Source organism: Demequina sp. NBRC 110052 (assembly GCF_002090075.1).
Taxonomy (GTDB): Bacteria; Actinomycetota; Actinomycetes; order Actinomycetales; family Demequinaceae; genus Demequina.
In genome coordinates this window covers 444003-459099 of record NZ_BBRI01000002.1, presented here as the reverse complement: position 1 = coordinate 459099, position 15097 = coordinate 444003, and the positions used below count along the sequence as shown (strand labels likewise).

Annotated in this window: 14 protein-coding genes and 1 tRNA gene; 11 read left to right on the top strand and 4 right to left on the bottom strand. The window is 69.3% G+C overall.

All coding sequences use genetic code 11. The annotated features are described in order from the left end of the window. The first annotated feature begins 31 nt into the window (after positions 1-31). From B7K21_RS02180 to B7K21_RS02155, 6 genes are all read left to right on the top strand, one after another. Positions 32-2254 (top strand): glycosyltransferase, encoded by a 2223-nt coding sequence (locus B7K21_RS02180; RefSeq protein ID WP_159448381.1) that lies wholly within the window; start codon positions 32-34, stop codon positions 2252-2254. A gap of 135 nt (positions 2255-2389) precedes the next feature. Continuing rightward, positions 2390-3913 carry a sugar transferase gene (locus B7K21_RS02175; protein WP_084073379.1) on the top strand — a complete coding sequence of 508 codons (1524 nt, stop codon included), beginning with the start codon at positions 2390-2392 and terminating at the stop codon, positions 3911-3913. A gap of 251 nt (positions 3914-4164) precedes the next feature. After that, positions 4165-4491: a hypothetical protein gene (locus tag B7K21_RS02170; RefSeq protein ID WP_144016025.1), complete on the top strand. Its 327-nt coding sequence runs from the start codon at positions 4165-4167 to the stop codon at positions 4489-4491. 185 nt (positions 4492-4676) lie between these two features. After that, entirely contained in the window at positions 4677-5852 is a 1176-nt protein-coding gene (gene dusB, locus B7K21_RS02165; protein WP_084073377.1) for a tRNA dihydrouridine synthase DusB, read from the top strand. 22 nt (positions 5853-5874) lie between these two features. After that, complete coding sequence (locus B7K21_RS02160) at positions 5875-6333, top strand: hypothetical protein (RefSeq protein ID WP_084073375.1); 459 nt, start codon at positions 5875-5877, stop codon at positions 6331-6333. Positions 6334-6406: 73 nt separating this feature from the next. After that, positions 6407-7684 carry a deoxyguanosinetriphosphate triphosphohydrolase gene (locus B7K21_RS02155; RefSeq protein WP_234989141.1) on the top strand — a complete coding sequence of 426 codons (1278 nt, stop codon included), beginning with the start codon at positions 6407-6409 and terminating at the stop codon, positions 7682-7684. On the opposite strand, the gene B7K21_RS02150 is transcribed toward B7K21_RS02155, so the two are convergent. From B7K21_RS02150 to B7K21_RS02140, 3 genes are read right to left on the bottom strand one after another with little or no spacing between them, the layout of a single operon-like run. After that, on the bottom strand, positions 7659-8132 hold the full coding sequence (locus B7K21_RS02150; RefSeq protein ID WP_234989140.1) for a hypothetical protein: 474 nt from the start codon (positions 8130-8132) through the stop codon (positions 7659-7661). The two genes, B7K21_RS02155 and B7K21_RS02150, sit on opposite strands and share 26 nt — an antisense overlap. After that, a complete protein-coding gene (locus B7K21_RS02145) occupies positions 8129-8557 on the bottom strand; it encodes a hypothetical protein (protein ID WP_084073371.1) in 429 nt (142 codons plus the stop codon). Before B7K21_RS02145 ends, B7K21_RS02150 begins: the two co-directional genes overlap by 4 nt. Continuing rightward, complete coding sequence (locus tag B7K21_RS02140) at positions 8557-9009, bottom strand: hypothetical protein (protein ID WP_144016024.1); 453 nt, start codon at positions 9007-9009, stop codon at positions 8557-8559. The genes B7K21_RS02145 and B7K21_RS02140 overlap by 1 nt, the downstream gene beginning before the upstream one ends. Before the next feature lie 116 nt (positions 9010-9125). On the opposite strand from B7K21_RS02140, the gene dnaG reads away from it, so the two are divergent. The 5 genes from dnaG to phnE (B7K21_RS02115) all read left to right on the top strand — a co-directional run bounded on the left by dnaG (position 9126) and on the right by phnE (B7K21_RS02115) (position 14852). Beyond that, on the top strand, positions 9126-11084 hold the full coding sequence (gene dnaG / locus B7K21_RS02135) for a DNA primase (RefSeq protein ID WP_084073368.1): 1959 nt from the start codon (positions 9126-9128) through the stop codon (positions 11082-11084). A 201-nt stretch (positions 11085-11285) separates the two neighbouring features. Beyond that, a complete protein-coding gene (phnD, locus tag B7K21_RS02130) occupies positions 11286-12317 on the top strand; it encodes a phosphate/phosphite/phosphonate ABC transporter substrate-binding protein (protein ID WP_234989139.1) in 1032 nt (343 codons plus the stop codon). An 83-nt stretch (positions 12318-12400) separates the two neighbouring features. Further along, positions 12401-13171, top strand: a complete 771-nt coding sequence (gene phnC, locus B7K21_RS02125; RefSeq protein WP_084073366.1) for a phosphonate ABC transporter ATP-binding protein — start codon at positions 12401-12403, stop codon at positions 13169-13171. Further along, complete coding sequence (phnE, locus tag B7K21_RS02120) at positions 13168-13971, top strand: phosphonate ABC transporter, permease protein PhnE (protein WP_084073364.1); 804 nt, start codon at positions 13168-13170, stop codon at positions 13969-13971. Before phnC ends, phnE (B7K21_RS02120) begins: the two co-directional genes overlap by 4 nt. After that, positions 13968-14852 carry a phosphonate ABC transporter, permease protein PhnE gene (gene phnE / locus B7K21_RS02115; RefSeq protein ID WP_084073362.1) on the top strand — a complete coding sequence of 295 codons (885 nt, stop codon included), beginning with the start codon at positions 13968-13970 and terminating at the stop codon, positions 14850-14852. The genes phnE (B7K21_RS02120) and phnE (B7K21_RS02115) overlap by 4 nt, the downstream gene beginning before the upstream one ends. A 153-nt stretch (positions 14853-15005) precedes the next feature. Here phnE (B7K21_RS02115) and B7K21_RS02110 read toward each other — a convergent pair. Continuing rightward, positions 15006-15078 (bottom strand) — tRNA-Asn (locus B7K21_RS02110). Positions 15079-15097: the final 19 nt, after the last annotated feature.

Here is a 15097-nt window from a genome sequence, read left to right as displayed (position 1 = left end):
GGCCACCACGCTCGGGGAAGGAGAGCGGCACATGAAGATCGTCCACCTGCTCAAGCATGCGGTTCGGGGCAACGGAAGCGTGCATCTCGCCGTCGACCTCGCTTGCGCCCAGGCGGAGGCGGGGCACGACGTGTGGTTCGCGAGCGCGCGAGGCGACTACGACAACGTGCTCGCGTCGCGCGGCGTGCATGTCACCGACCTGCCCGAGCCCGACTCGAAGCGGCACGCGATCGACAACGCCGTAGCCCTCGCGAAGCTCGTCAGGCGCGTCAAGCCGGACGTCCTGCATGCGCACATGATGTCGTCGGCAGTGATCGCCCTTCCCGTGTCACTCGCATTCCGCGCGCCGCTCGTCACGACGATGCACAACTCGTTCGACGCCCACTCCTGGCTCATGCGTGCGGGTCGCAGGGTGGTCGCGGTGAGCGAGGCGGAGAGGCGCCTGCTGCGCTCCCGGCGCTACCCCGACTGGCAGGTGGTCACAGTGCTCAACGGCACCGCCGGCTCGGCGCGCGAGGGCCTGCCGTTCGACGACATCGGAGCCCTGCGCCGCCCCTCGGTCACCACGTTGTCCGGGCTCCACCCGCGCAAGGCGGTCGACGACGTCGTCGAGGGCTTCCGTCGCGTCGCCGAGGAGCACCCCGCGTGGCACTTGAACATCCTCGGGTGGGGTCCCTCCCAGCAGGATCTCGAGCGGCAGGTGGAGTCCGCCGGGCTCGAGGATCGCGTGCACTTTCTCGGCGCGACGGTGACGCCGTGGCCGTACCTCGCCGAGTCGGACGTGGTCGTGACCGCCTCGCTCGCTGATCCGTGCCCGCTGACGGTCATGGAGGCGCGCGTCGCCGGTGCGGCCGTAGTCGGGACCCGCGTCGGTGGCATCCCGGAGGTGCTCGGCTACGGCGCGGCGGGTCACCTGGTGGACACGCATGCGCCGGGGCAGCTTGCGGACGCGTTCCGCGAGCTCATGTCAGGCGAGGGAGCGCTGGGGGACTGGCGTGAGCGCGCCCGGCGCGGGTCCGAGCGATTCACCGTCGCACGCATGCAGCGCGACTACGACGACGTGTATGGACAGGTGCTCCCACGCCGACGCCGTGGGGGTTCTGCCGACGAGAGCAAGGAAGCGCGCCGCCCGCGGGTGGCCTATGTGGTGCCGCCGTCTCCGGTGTTCGCAGGCATCGAACGCGTGGTCCATGAGCTTGCGAGCACGCTCGCGCGGGAACACGGTGACGAGTTCGACGTCCATGTGGCGTTCGCCTCTCACTATGAGGAGCCCGAGCTTGCGGATGTGCCGTACACGAAGCACGAGTTGGGTGTCCCGCGGCTCATGTCGCTCGCGGGACCATTGAGGCGGTTCGTGCGGCGCGCAGAGATCGACCTGCTCGTGGTTCCGCAGGTGGAGGCGTCGACGGTGGCGTGGGTCGCGACGCGTGGCGCGCGCTCCGTCAGGCTCGTCCCACACCTCCATGGCAATCCCCAGGTCGAGGAAGCGGACGGCAACGTCACGACGAAGCTCGCCTTCGTCGCCTATCGTGCGTGGGTCGCGCGGTCCGTGAGCGCCGTGCTCGCCGTGTCGCCTTCGCTCGCACGGTATGCGGCGGCGCACCTGTCGTCCCGCGCTCCGGTGCACTTCGCGAAGAACCCTGTGCGCGACCTCCGCCCGACGGCGCACGAGCGGACGGCCGGCGAGCCTTTCACGTTCGTCAGCGTGGCGCGGCTCGCGCGACAGAAGGGTCAGGACCAGTTGCTGCGGGCCTTCGCGCTCGCGGCTCCACACCTCGACGGCGCACGCCTGCGACTCGTCGGCGACGGGCCGATGCGTGACGAGCTCCGCGAGCTGGCCGCTTCGCTCGGGCTCGGCGAGACGGTGGAGTTCGTCGGCTACGTGTCCGCTCCCGAGGACGAGATCGCGGCGTCGGACTGCTTCGTGCTCGCCTCGCGGTGGGAAGGCTTCGGGGTGGCGCTCGTCGAGGCCCTGCAGTGCGGGGTGCCGGTCCTGGCGACGGACTGTGACTTCGGCCCGGCCGACATCATCACCGACCCGGCGCTCGGCGAGGTCGTCCCGGTGGACGATGTGTCTGCGCTCGCCGCCGGACTCGTGCGGGCGCGCCAGCGCCAGGACACTGACGCCGACCGGAGCCGACGCCTCGAGGCCGCGAAGGAGTACCTGCCGTCTCAGGCGGCGGCCAGTCACGCCGAGATCCTTCGCGGTCTGCTCGGATCCGAGCGCGACATTGAACGAGTGTCTGAAATGTGATGGATGTCACATGATCGTCACATTTGTCCGTTAGCGTGGGTAGCGCTCGAGCAGTCATCGGCGGGGTTGGGGACGCCCCGTATGCGGGAGTGGGACCGCGAGGCACGTGCAACGACCAGGTGGGGGGTCGGACGAATGACGGATCAGAGGACGGCAGGGGTGGCGGCCATCGCCGCCGCGCCGAGCCGGATCAAGGCAGAGGGCGCGAACCTGGGGTCGCCTCCGCGCAGAGCGGACTGGCGGCGCACGTATGCGCGGCGCCTGTTCGTGACCGACCTGGCGGCGCTCGTGTGGGTCGTGGGGGCAGCGGAGATCGCGCTGTACGGCGGGGTGGAGCTCCCGGCGGAGACGCCCATCGGTCCGCTCGTCGGCCTGGTGTTCGGCTTTCCTGTGCTGCTGCTGGTGTCGTGGCAGGCTGCGCTCGCGCTCGCTGACACCAGGGCGCCTCGGGTCGCAGGCTTCGGCTCCGGCGAATACGAGCGCGTGTTCGACGCGACGTTCATGGTGTTCGGCGTGACGGCGACTCTCGCGTACGTGTTCGACGTCGAGTCGATCAAGCCGTTCCTCTTCCTCACGGTGCCCTTGGGTCTCCTCGCGCTGTTCGTCGAGCGTTGGCTGTGGCGACTGTGGCTCCGCGCGCGCCGCCTGGACGGTGAGTACTGCTCCACCGTGCTGCTCGTCGGATCGTCGAGCTCGGTGCGCGAGATCGCAGAGGAGCTCGGGCGCACGGCTCACGCGGGGTATCGCGTCGTGGGGGCCACGGTCCCGGGAGGCGCCGCCGGCGATATGGTCGCAGGGACCTCTGTGCCGATCGTGGGAGATCCGAGCGATGTCCAGGGAGCCATGGCGGTGGCGGGCGCAGACACCGTGGTCGTCACGAGCGCGGACGTGCTGACCGCGCACAGGGTGCAGGAGATCAGCTGGGAGCTGCGGCCCGGCGAGCAGTACCTGGTGCTTGCGCCGAGCATCGTCGGCGTCGGAGATCCGCGTCTCCATGCCCGTCCCGTGGCGGGGCTTCCGCTGCTGCATGTGGATACGCCGGAGCTCTCGCGCGGCAACAGGTTCCTCAAGCGGTCGTTCGATGTGGCCGTCTCCGCGGTGTTGCTCGCTCTCCTGTCGCCGATCCTGATCGCGCTCGCGATTGCGGTGAGGGCGACGAGTCCAGGGCCCATTCTGTATCGGTCCGAGCGCATCGGTCTGGGCGGTGAGCCCTTCGCGATGCTCAAGTTCCGGTCGATGCGGCCCGGTGCTGATAGGGAGCTCGCCGCGCTGCTGCGCGAGCAGGGCACCTCGGAGACCCCGCTCTTCAAGGTGCAGAACGATCCCCGCATCACTCCGATCGGGCGGATTCTGCGCAAGTACTCGCTCGATGAGCTGCCCCAGTTGCTCAACGTGCTCGGTGGCAGCATGAGCCTCGTGGGTCCGCGTCCGCAGATCGCTGCCGAGGTGGCGATGTACACGGACTCGGCGAAGCGTCGGCTGCTGACGCGGCCGGGCGTGACGGGACTGTGGCAGGTGAGCGGCCGCTCAGCGCTCACGTGGGACGATGCGGTGCGTCTGGACCTCTACTACGTCGAGAACTGGTCCTTGCTGGGCGACGTGTCGATCATGCTGCGCACGTTCAAGGCTGTGCTGGCGCCGGGCGAGACAGCCCACTAGGGAGCCGCTGCGTCGGCCCGAGCACGCGCGCGCCGCAGCACGGGAGAGTTAACGCAGAGTTAACCTCACTGGGGTGTACGGACCGGACGCACAAGGCTAATGTGAAGAATGTCACATTTCGTCCGAATCGTATTCGGGCGAGCATGGCCGGGATCAAGGCTGAACCCGGGGGCGGTGCCGTATCGGAACCGATCGCAGCCTTGCACCGTCGCCCGGGCAGCCTCTCAGGGGGAGGCACGATTTCCATGGCGATGACATCAGCAGACACGAGGGCCGGACTCCGCTTGCTCGCGGGTACCGGCCTCGCTGGCGGCTCACTCTTCTTCGGTGTGCCGGCGGCATTCTCCACGACCTGGGGGGTCGTGGGACACGCAGCATCCCAGAGCATCGGCGGCGCGGACATGACCGTGCTCGTCGCATGGTTGCTGCTCGGCATTCTCGCTTTGCTCGGCGGAGGCGTCGCTCTGGCGATCGCCTCGCGCCGCCGGCGAGCGGCGCGTACGGGTATGGCGCGGGAGCGCAGGTCCGAGCTGGCGGGATCGCTGCGCTCGGACTCTGCAGGCGCCACCGTGCTGTAGCGCTCGCTGGCCCCCACACGTGCGCCCGCGCTGATGCGTCTGGGATCGGACGGCCCGGGCCGTCCGAGGGTTCGCCCCGCACGCCGGCCCGCCCGGGCCACCCCTCAGCAGCCCGGGCGGGCCGTGTGCGGCTTCGCCCGTGCCCTGCGGGCAGGCGGGTTCGTTCGTTCAGCGACAATAGACGCATGAGCACGTCGTCCCACTCTGCGCAGCGCCTGCTGCCACCCCTGCAGATCGGTCCGCTCGAGGTGGAGACGCCCGTGGTGCTGGCGCCGATGGCCGGGGTGACCAATGCCGCCTTCCGGCGCCTGTGCCGCGAGCACGGCGGGGGCCTGTATGTGGCCGAGATGGTGACATCGCGCGCGCTGGTGGAGCGCACGCCGGAGAGCATGCGGATCATCCACCACGATCCCGACGAGACGCCTCGCTCGGTGCAGGTCTACGGGGTGGATCCGGCGACGATCGGTGCTGCGGTGAAGATGATCGCCGAGGAGGATCGCGCGGACCACATCGACATGAACTTCGGCTGCCCGGTGCCGAAGGTGACCCGCAAGGGCGGTGGAGCGGTACTGCCGTGGAAGCGCGACCTGTTCCGCGACATCGTGCGCGCCGCGGTCCGCGCCGCCGAGCCCCACGGCATCCCGGTCACCGTGAAGATGCGCAAGGGCGTCGACGAGGACCACCTCACGTACCTGGACGCCGCTCGCACGGCGGAGAAGGAGGGTGCCGCCGCCGTCGCTCTTCACGCCCGCACCGCAGCCGACTACTACTCGGGCACTGCGGACTGGGAGGCGATCGCGCGTCTCAAGGACGCGGTCCGAACCGTCCCTGTGCTCGGCAACGGAGACATCTGGGCGGCCGAGGACGCTCTGCGTATGGTGGAGCAGACCGGGTGCGACGGGGTGGTCGTGGGCCGTGGATGCATGGGCCGACCGTGGCTGTTCGCCGATCTGCAGGCCGCGTTCGAGGGTCGCGCGGAGCGCGTGCGCCCGGGGCTCAGCATCGTGGCGGACACGATCTACCGCCACGGCGAGCTCATGGTGGACACGTTCGGGGGCGACGAGAACAAGGCCATGCGGGAGATCCGCAAGCACATGGCCTGGTACTTGAAGGGCTATCCCGTCGGGGGAGAGGCCCGACGCGCGCTCGGCCTGGTGGAGACGCTCGCCGAGCTGCGGGGCATCCTCGATTCGCTCGACCTCGACACGCCCTACCCGGGTGAGGGCGCCGAGGGCGCTCGCGGACGGCAAGGAAGCCCACGTCAGCCCGCGTGCCCCGAGGGCTGGCTGGACACGCAGGACATCACCCCGGACCTGGAGGAGCGCCTGCGCGAGGCCGAGCTGAGCGTCTCGGGAGGCTGACGCATCGACTAGGTTCTCGCTCATGAACGCCGACGCGCACCGCCGCTTCCCGGTCGACCCGCATCTCGGGGTGCATGAGCCTGAGGCTCACCCCGAGTACGCCGACGTGGTCGCATTCTTTGGGCATCTCGCCTACACCGTGGCCCCGTTGCGGGGGGTGCTCGCCGCGCATCTCGAGCAGTGCGAGGGAGAGATGCTGCCGACGCTGCTGATGCAGGACATCACGGCGTGGCTGCTGGGTGAGCTCCGCGGTGGTCCGAGCGGCAGGACGATGCAGGTGCTGCAGCTGCTCGATGAGGCGTATGTGGCCGCGCCCGAGGCGTTGCGGTCGGTGATGGTGATCGGCTTCCTGGAACACATCCCAGGGTTCGCGGGCGCCTCGGATGACGCCGAGGGACTCGGCGTCGCAGTGCGTGCGGGGCTCGGGCCCACGCTCACTGCGGTGCTGCGCGAGGTGGAGGGCTGGCGCGGTCACGTGTGACCGAGGCGCGCGATCGCGCGGTGTGAGTGCCGCGCTCGGCCGAACCGCCTGGCAGGCGGGCTAGCATCGAGTGGTGAGCGTCAACAGCCCCGGCTATGAGGAGCGCGACGAGGACCGCTACGTCCCCGAGTCTCCGAAGACGGCCAATCGCACCCCGTTTGCGCGTGACCGCGCGCGGATCCTTCACTCGAGTGCCTTGCGGCGGCTCGGCGCGAAGACGCAGATTCTTGGCGCAGGCTCCGGCGACTTCGTGCGCACGCGGCTCACGCACTCTCTCGAGGTCGCGCAGGTGGGCCGCGAGCTGGGCAAGGCGCTGGGCTGCGACCCCGACGTCGTGGACGCCGCGTGCCTCGCGCACGACTTGGGGCACCCGCCGTTCGGCCACAACGGAGAGCGGGCTCTGGACGAGGTCACGCGGGAGATCGGCGGCTTCGAGGGCAACGCCCAGACGCTGCGCGTCGTCACCCGGCTCGAGCCCAAGACCGTGCACCCGTCCACGGGTGAGCCGCTCGGCCTGAACCTCACCCGCGCGTCACTGGACGCGATCGTCAAGTACCCGTGGGGCGAGACTGAGCTGCCGACGCGTGAGGACGGCACTGCGGTGCGCAAGTTCAACGTGTACGAGGATGATCGCGCCGTCTTCGACTGGCTGCGCGAGGACGCTCCCGCGCGGCGCCCAAGCTTCGAGGCGCAGGTGATGGACCTCGCGGACGACATCGCCTACTCGGTACACGATGTCGAGGACTCGGTGGTGCACAACGGGGTCTCTCTGCGCGTTCTGCGGGATCTCGAGCGCGCCAAGGGTGTCGCCGCGCAGGCGCTCGAGTGGTACGGGTGGACGGACGAGGACGCGCTGCTCGACGCGCTCGACCGGCTGCGCGCGTGGGGCTGGTGGGCAGAGGATTTCGACGGCTCGCGCGCGTCGTTGGCGGCGCTGAAGGACATGACAAGCCAGCTGATCGGCCGCATGTGCAACGCGACTATCGCCGCGACGCGTCAGGTGCACGGCGAAGGCCCGCTCACACGCTTCCGTGCCGAGTTGGTGGTGCCGCAGGAGACGCTCGCGGAGATTGTGCTGCTGAAGGCGATTGCCGTGCACTTCCTTATGGCGCCGCGTGAGGCTTCGCCTGCGTACGCGAAGCAGCGCCGGGTCCTGAAGGAGCTGGTCATGGCTCTCGCCGAGCGCGGGCCTGACGCGCTGGAGCCTCAGTTCGCCGCTGACTATCGTGCGGCGTCGGACGATGCGGCACGCCTGCGGGTGGCGGTGGACCAGGTGGCGTCGTTGACCGACAAGTCGGCCTACGACTGGCATCACCGCTTCGTGATCAGTCCCCGTCGTCCGCGCGGGTGACCTCGGGCCCACCCGACGCGGGTTCCGGTGCGGCGGTCGTGCTCGCCTTCGCGCGGGCGAGCGCGATGAGGGCGGCGATGGGCAGTAGCAACGGCACCCAGCCGTAGGCGGATCCGAAGCCGGTCCACACGGTCTCGTCGGGCCACCATGACGACTCGAGGTAGCCGAGCGCGCCCACGGTCAGCACGCCGACGAGCTCGATCGCGGACCCGACGATGGCGAGCCGGCGCATCCCCTTGTACATCGCGTACGCGATCACGCCGTAGAGCAGCGCAGAAACCGCCGAGAGCAGGTAGGGGACCGGCGCCTCGGAGAGCTTGGTGGAGATCTGATAGGCCGAACGGCCGGTCGCTGCGAGGCACAGGATCGCGTAGGTCGCGATCAGTGCGATCCGGGCGATCGGCTGGACGTGTCTGCGAGAGCCGACCGCCTCGTCGGGCGTGCTCATGCGGGTGCCCCGGCGACGAGGATGACCTCGATGCGCCACGCGACCACCGCGAGGGCGATGCTCACGATCATCGCGGCGATGGCATCGACCCGGGCGATCTGATCGGCCCGCAGCACCGGACGGTCGGGGTCGACCTTCTCCCCGGGCGCGGGCGGCTCGCCGAGTCGCCCGATGCCGAGGATCGGCAGCAGCGCGATCGACGCTAGCAGGTAGCCGACGGTGATGACGATGCCTGCCGTCGAGCCGCCGACGAGCACCACGACCACCGCGGCGAAGTGCAGCGCGACAGCGATCCAGGTGACCGTGACAAGCCCCTTGAGCACGGGGTGGAGACGGATGAACGCGAGCGAGGCGGCGCCCACCACGAAGAGAGCGCCGCTCAGCACCAGCATCGCCGGATAGACGACGCTGAAGTACAGGCCCATCAGGCCTGCTGCGCGAGCTTCACCCGCATCGGCAGGCGCGCAGTCTCCTCGCCGTCGATCGAGATGACCCACGAGAACATGCCAGCCTCGCGGAACTGTAGGCCGTCGAACGGGAACGCGAACGGTGCGATCTGCTCGTCGCCGTCGACGAGGGCCGGGGGACGGCCCATCGTGAACTCGCCGGCGACGCCGTGGACGGGCTGCGGCTTGCCGTCGTCGCCCATGCGAAGGCCGATGGGGTACTCCTTGCCATCCTCCGTGAGCAGCTTCACCTCGAAGCGGTGCGACTCGTTGGTCGCGGTGAACGGCACGCTCACGGTCGCAGCGAGGGTGAGGCGGCGGTGCACGGCAGGGAAGCTGCGCACGTTGATGACGTTCCAGCCGGCGCCCAGAGCGTAGATCTTGCCCTGCACGACCTCGGCCGTGTCGCACAGGAAGGCGTTGATGCGCACGTCGGGGGTCCTTTCGTCGATGTCCGGCTCCCAGACTACCCACCGCGGCGGACGCCTCTCGCGGTCGGGGGCGACGCTCGCACCCGCGCACACCACTGCGCCGGTATCGTGATGCCGTGGCGGGCACGATCAACAGGGACGACATCGCGGCAGTCCGCGAGCGCGCGCCCATCGAGGACATCGTCGGCCAGCACGTCACCCTCAAGCCCGCTGGAGTGGGATCGCTCAAGGGGTTGTGCCCGTTCCACGACGAGCGGAGCCCCTCCTTCCATGTGCGGCCAGGCGTGGGCCGCTGGCACTGCTTCGGCTGCGGCGAAGGCGGCGACGTCATCGAGTTCGTCATGCGCATGGACGGGCTTCCTTTCGTGGAGGCGGTCGAGTTCCTCGCGGAGCGCGCGGGCGTCACGCTGCGGTATGAGGCGGGTGGCGGCCCCCGCAAGGAGGGGACGGCGGGTCAGCGCAAGCGGCTCCTGGACGCTCATCGGATCGCGGCACAGTTCTATGAGGAGCAGCTCGGGAGCCCCGAGGCGCGCATCGGCCGTGACTTCCTGCGAGAGCGCGGCTTCGATCGCGAGGCGGCGGCGACGTTCGGCGTCGGCTATGCGCCTCAGGGGTGGCAGACGCTGACGGAGCACCTGCGCAAGGCGGGCTTCACGGAGGCGGAGCTGCGCACGTCGGGCCTCGTGTCAGAGGGCTCTCGCGGCGTCTACGACCGCTTCCGCGGTCGCCTCGTGTGGCCGATCAGGGATGTCACGGGCGACGTCATCGGCTTCGGCGCGCGGCGGCTGTACGAGGACGATCAGGGCCCCAAGTACCTCAACACCCCGGAAACGCCGCTGTATAAGAAGGCGCAGGTGCTCTACGGCCTCGACCTCGCCAAGGGAGCGATCCGCTCCGAGCGCACCGCGGTGGTCGTCGAGGGCTACACGGACGTCATGGCCTGCCACCTCGCGGGAGTCACGAACGCCGTCGCCACCTGCGGCACCGCGTTCGGCGAGGACCACGTGAAGGTGGTGCGGCGCCTCATGGGCGACACGGGCGGCGCGCAGCTCAAGGTGGGCTCGCACGGCGCGAAGGTGATCTTCACGTTCGACGGCGACGAGGCGGGGCAGAACGCGGCGCTGAAGTCCTTCTCCTTGGACCAGCAGTTCCTCGCCCAGACGTTCGTGGCCGTCGATGCCGAGGGCATGGACCCGTGCGACATCAGGCAGCAGCGCGGCGACGAAGCCGTGAAGCAGCTGATGGAGGCGCGGGTGCCGCTGTTCGAGTTCGTGATCCGCACCTCTCTTGCGTCCCACGACCTCGAGACGCCCGAGGGCAGGGTGGCGGCACTGAGAGCGGCGGCGCCCGTCGTCGCAGGCATCCGAGACCGCGCGCTCCAGCCCGAGTATGCGCGCCGCCTCGCCGGCTTGCTGGGAATGGACCCCGAGCAGGTGAGGAACGCGGTGAGTCAGGCCGCCCGGTCGGGTACGGGCCCGACGCACGGGTCGCCCGCCCGCGGGCGTGCAGCGTCGGGCTCGCGACAGGCGTCGGCGCCGGACGACGGGCCGCCGCCGATGGATCCGGAGACCGGCGCGGTCATGACCGCGACCGCCGGGACCGCGCGTCCCCAGCGGCGGGACCCGGTGGTGCGCCAGGAGGCGCTCTCGCTCGGGGTGCTGCTGCAGCTGCCGGCGGCGGTCGCCAGGGATGCGGGAGCCTCGGCGATCGTCGCCGAGCTCGCGCCCGAGTCGTTCACCGTGCCGCAGTACCGCGCGGTGTTCGAGGCGATCGTCGCCGCAGGCGGACCAGGGGCGACACCCGACTGGGTGGACGCCGTCGTCGAGCAGGCGGGCCCGACGCTGGCCGCCACGATCTCGGAGCTCGCCGTCACGCCCCTTCCGCACGAAGGCGGCGACGACGAGCACTACGCGCGGTCGGTGCTCGCGCGCCTCATGGACCTGGCGCTCACGCGCCGGATCGCGGATCTGCGTGGTGCGATGCAGCGCGCAGGGCAGGGGAGCGATGCTGCGCAGGAGCACTTCGCGGCGATCATCGCGCTCGAGACGCGCCGCCGCGCGATGCGGGACGAGTAGCCCTCGCCGACCGCTCGGGACGATGCGTCCGCGCCACGGCGCGGGGTTGGACACGATTCGGTGTCACCCAGGTAACCGTCTCGTTAAATCTCGGCCGGACTGTTCGCCAGGCCAACATCGTGGGCTAGCGTCAAAGGGTCGCGAGGCGACGTCCGCGCCCAGGGGGTCGCGGACCTAGAGAACAATGCAGAGGTAGAAAACGTGAACAAGCTCCCCAAGCGCTTCGCCGTGCCGGCCCTCGTCGGCGCTTCCGCGCTCCTGCTGGCCGCGTGCTCGTCCGGCGAGGGCGACGCAGAGCCGACCGACTCCGCGACGTCCACCACCGAGGCCGGCGCGGACCTGCCCGACTCGCTGACGCTGGCCCTCGTGCCCTCGGACGACGTCGAGCAGATCACCGCCGACGGTGAGGCTCTCGCCGAGGCCCTGTCCGCCGAGCTCGACATCCCCGTCGAGGTCTTCGTGCCCGACAGCTACAACGCGGTCGTCGTCGCCCTCCAGACCGGCCAGGCCGACATCGGCTTCCTCGGCCCGATCGCGATGTGGCAGGCCCACGAGGAGGCGGGCGCCGAGATCGTGCTGCAGGCCGTCCGCTACGGCTCGTCCGAGTACGTGGGTCAGTGGTTCACGAACGACCCGGGCACCTACTGCCTCGACGACGTCACCACTGAGGCCGACGACGAGGGCATCAACTACTCGTACTGCAACGGTGCCACCGGCTACGACGGCCCCCAGGGTGAGGACGCGCTCGCGCTGATCCCCGAGGACGCCTCGATCGCGTGGACCGACGCCACCTCGGCCTCGGGCTACTACTTCCCGGCCATCCAGCTCGCCGGCATCCTCGGCATCGACGACGCCGCGTCGGCGTTCCCGAACGGCTTCTTCGCCGGTGGCCACTCGCAGACCGTCCAGGCTGTCTACGACGGCACCGCGACCATCGGCCTGTCGTACAACGACGCTCGCGGCAACCTCGCCGAGGAGTTCTCCGACGTGGGCGAGAAGGTCGTCGTGTTCGCCTACACGAAGAACATCCCCAACGACGGCGTCGTCCTCAACGGAGACCTCTCCGCTGAGGCACAGGACACCCTGACCCAGGCGCTGCTCGACCTCGCCGCCACCGAGGACGGCCTCGCCGCCCTCGACGCGGTCTACGAGATCGAGGGCCTCGAGCCCGCCAACCAGGCCGCGTTCGAGGACTTCGTCGCCCCGACCTACGCCACCTTCGGCGGCGAGTGAGTCTCACCGTCCGATAAGGATCCACGCACCGGCGGTCAGCCCACGGCTGGCCGCCGGTGCCATTCCCCTGGTAGGCAAGGAACATGATCGAGCTCAAGGACGTCACCGTCCGCTATCCCAACGGCGTCGTCGGCCTCGACAACGTCTCCCTCACCATCCCTGACGGCCAGTTCGTCGTGGTGGTCGGGCTCTCCGGAGCAGGCAAATCCACCCTGATCCGCACCATCAACGGACTCGTGCCCGTGACCGAGGGCAGCCTCGTGGTCGACGGCGTGGAAGTCGCCGGCGCCTCGAACCGCAAGCTGCGCGACGTGCGCTCCAGCATCGGGATGATCTTCCAGTCGTTCAACCTCGTCAAGCGCACCTCCGTCATGAACAACGTGATGATGGGGCAGATGCATGGCATCCCCGCGTACCGCTCGCTGTTCGGCGCGTGGACGGCCGAGGAGAAGGAGATCGCCTTCCAGTCGCTCGAGCGCGTCGGGATCGTGGAGAAGGCCTGGACGCGCGCGTCGCAGCTCTCCGGCGGTCAGCAGCAGCGCGTCGCGATCGCCCGCGCCCTCGCCCAGGACCCCAAGGTCATGCTCGCGGACGAGCCCGTGGCGTCGCTCGACCCACCGACGGCGCAGATGGTCATGAAGGACCTGCAGCGCATCAACCGTGATCTCAGCATCACCACGCTCGTCAACCTGCACTTCCTGGACCTCGCGCGCCAGTTCGGCGACCGCGTCATCGGCATGCGCGCAGGCAAGGTCGTCTTCGACGGCACCGGTGCAGAGGCGGACGACTCGGTGTTCGAGGACATCTACGGACGCTCGCTGACCGCCGACGACGTCCTCCCGGGCAAGGCATGACGGTCGCGTCCGCCGCCCCGGCGCCCGCGCGTCCGCGCAAACCGGCGCCGAGCCGCGTCCTCATCGGCGGCCTGGTCGCCGTCGCCGCGATCACCGCATGGGCAGCGTGGGAGATCGACTTCGAGCTGACCTCGCTGTTCGAGAACTTCTCCAACGGCTGGGTAGTCGTCGAGCAGTTCCTGCACCCGAACTGGTCCTACCTGGGCAACGCGGGCACGGCCTGGATGGAGACCATCTCCATCGCCATCGTCGCCAGCTTCTTCGGTGTCGCTGTGGGTCTCGTGTTCGCGTACATGGCCTCGCAGGTCACCAACCGCTCCACGAAGCTCTACCGGGTCACCAAGTGGTTCCTCTCGGTGCTGCGCTCCCTGCCGGACATCGCGTACGTGCTGATCTTCGTGGCCCTCGTGGGCGTCGGCTCGCTCGCCGGAATCCTGGCCCTGTTCATCTTCAACATCGGCATCGCCGCGAAGCTTACGGCGGAGACGATCGACGCGGTCGAGCCCGGGCCTCTCGAGGCGGCCGACGCATCGGGATCGGGAACCTTCGCGCGTGCCCGGTGGGCCGTGCAGCCGCAGATCCTGCCCAACTTCCTCTCGTATGCGCTGTACATCTTCGAGCTCAACATCCGCTCGTCCGTCGTCATCGGATACGCGGGCGGTGGCGGCATCGGCCAGCTCATCCAGGTGCAGTTCGCGCGCTTCAACTACGAGAACGTCTCGGCGATCGTCATCTCCATGTTCGTGGTGGTGCTGATCATCGACCAGGTCTCCCAGTACCTCAGAAGGAGGCTCGTGTGAGCGCCGAGACCAAGGCCGCGCCCACCAAGACGCCACGGCCCCAGGAGCCCGGCAAGGCGCGTGCCACGATCGGTGCGATCGTCCTGGTGCTCCTCGTCATCGGCGGCGGGTACTTCTCCAACGCCGACTGGAGCAAGTTCCCCGACGTCTTCACCGAGGGCTGGCGCTACTTCTACCTGATGCTCAAGGGCATCGTGCAGAACCCGTTCTCCGAGCCGTACAGCGAGTACTGGACCCAGGCGTTCAACGGCATGCTCGAGTCCATCTCGATGGCATGGATCGGCACGATGATCGGAGCCGCGATCTCGATCCCCATGGGATTCCTCGCGGCGCGCAACGTCTCCCACCCGGTCGTGGTGCAGGTCACGCGCGTGTTCCTCAACATCATCCGCACGCTCCCGGAGCTGGTCTTCGCGATCATCCTGCTGCTGCCCATCTTCGGTTTCGGCCCCAACGCCGGTGCCCTCGCACTCGGCATCGGCGCCGTCGGCACGCTCGGCAAGCTCACTGCCGAGGCTCTCGAGGGCATCGATCCTGGCCCCGTCGAGGCGGCACGCGCCGCTGGAGCGCCCGGCTCGGCGATCCTGCGCTGGACCTACTGGTCGCAGGTGCTTCCCGAGGTGCTGGCGTTCTGGCTGTACCGCTTCGAGATCAACATCCGCGCCTCGGCGATCCTGGGCGTCATCGGCGCGGGAGGCATCGGCTCGGTGCTGTCGCAGGCGTTCCGGTACCGCGAATGGGACTTCATCGGCATCCTGCTGCTCGTCATCATCGTGGTCACCGTGATCGTCGACTCCATCTCCGGGGCCGTGCGCCACCGCATCATCGCGGGCACGGCCATCAAGGACAAGGACATCGACACGCAGCCCGTGGGGCTGTGACACGCCTAACCTCCGCGTACGACGCGGGGGAGTGAGGAAGGGGCGGTGCCGACGTGGCGCCGCCCCTTCCTCGTCCCGCTCCGTGACGTCCCGGCAAGGGCACCGAGAAACGCGAAAGGCCGGTCCTTACGGACCGGCCTTTCCTTCGTGAAGCTCCCCCGACTGGACTCGAACCAGTAACCCTTCGATTAACAGTCGAATGCTCTGCCAATTGAGCTACGGGGGATCGCGCTGTACGACTTTAC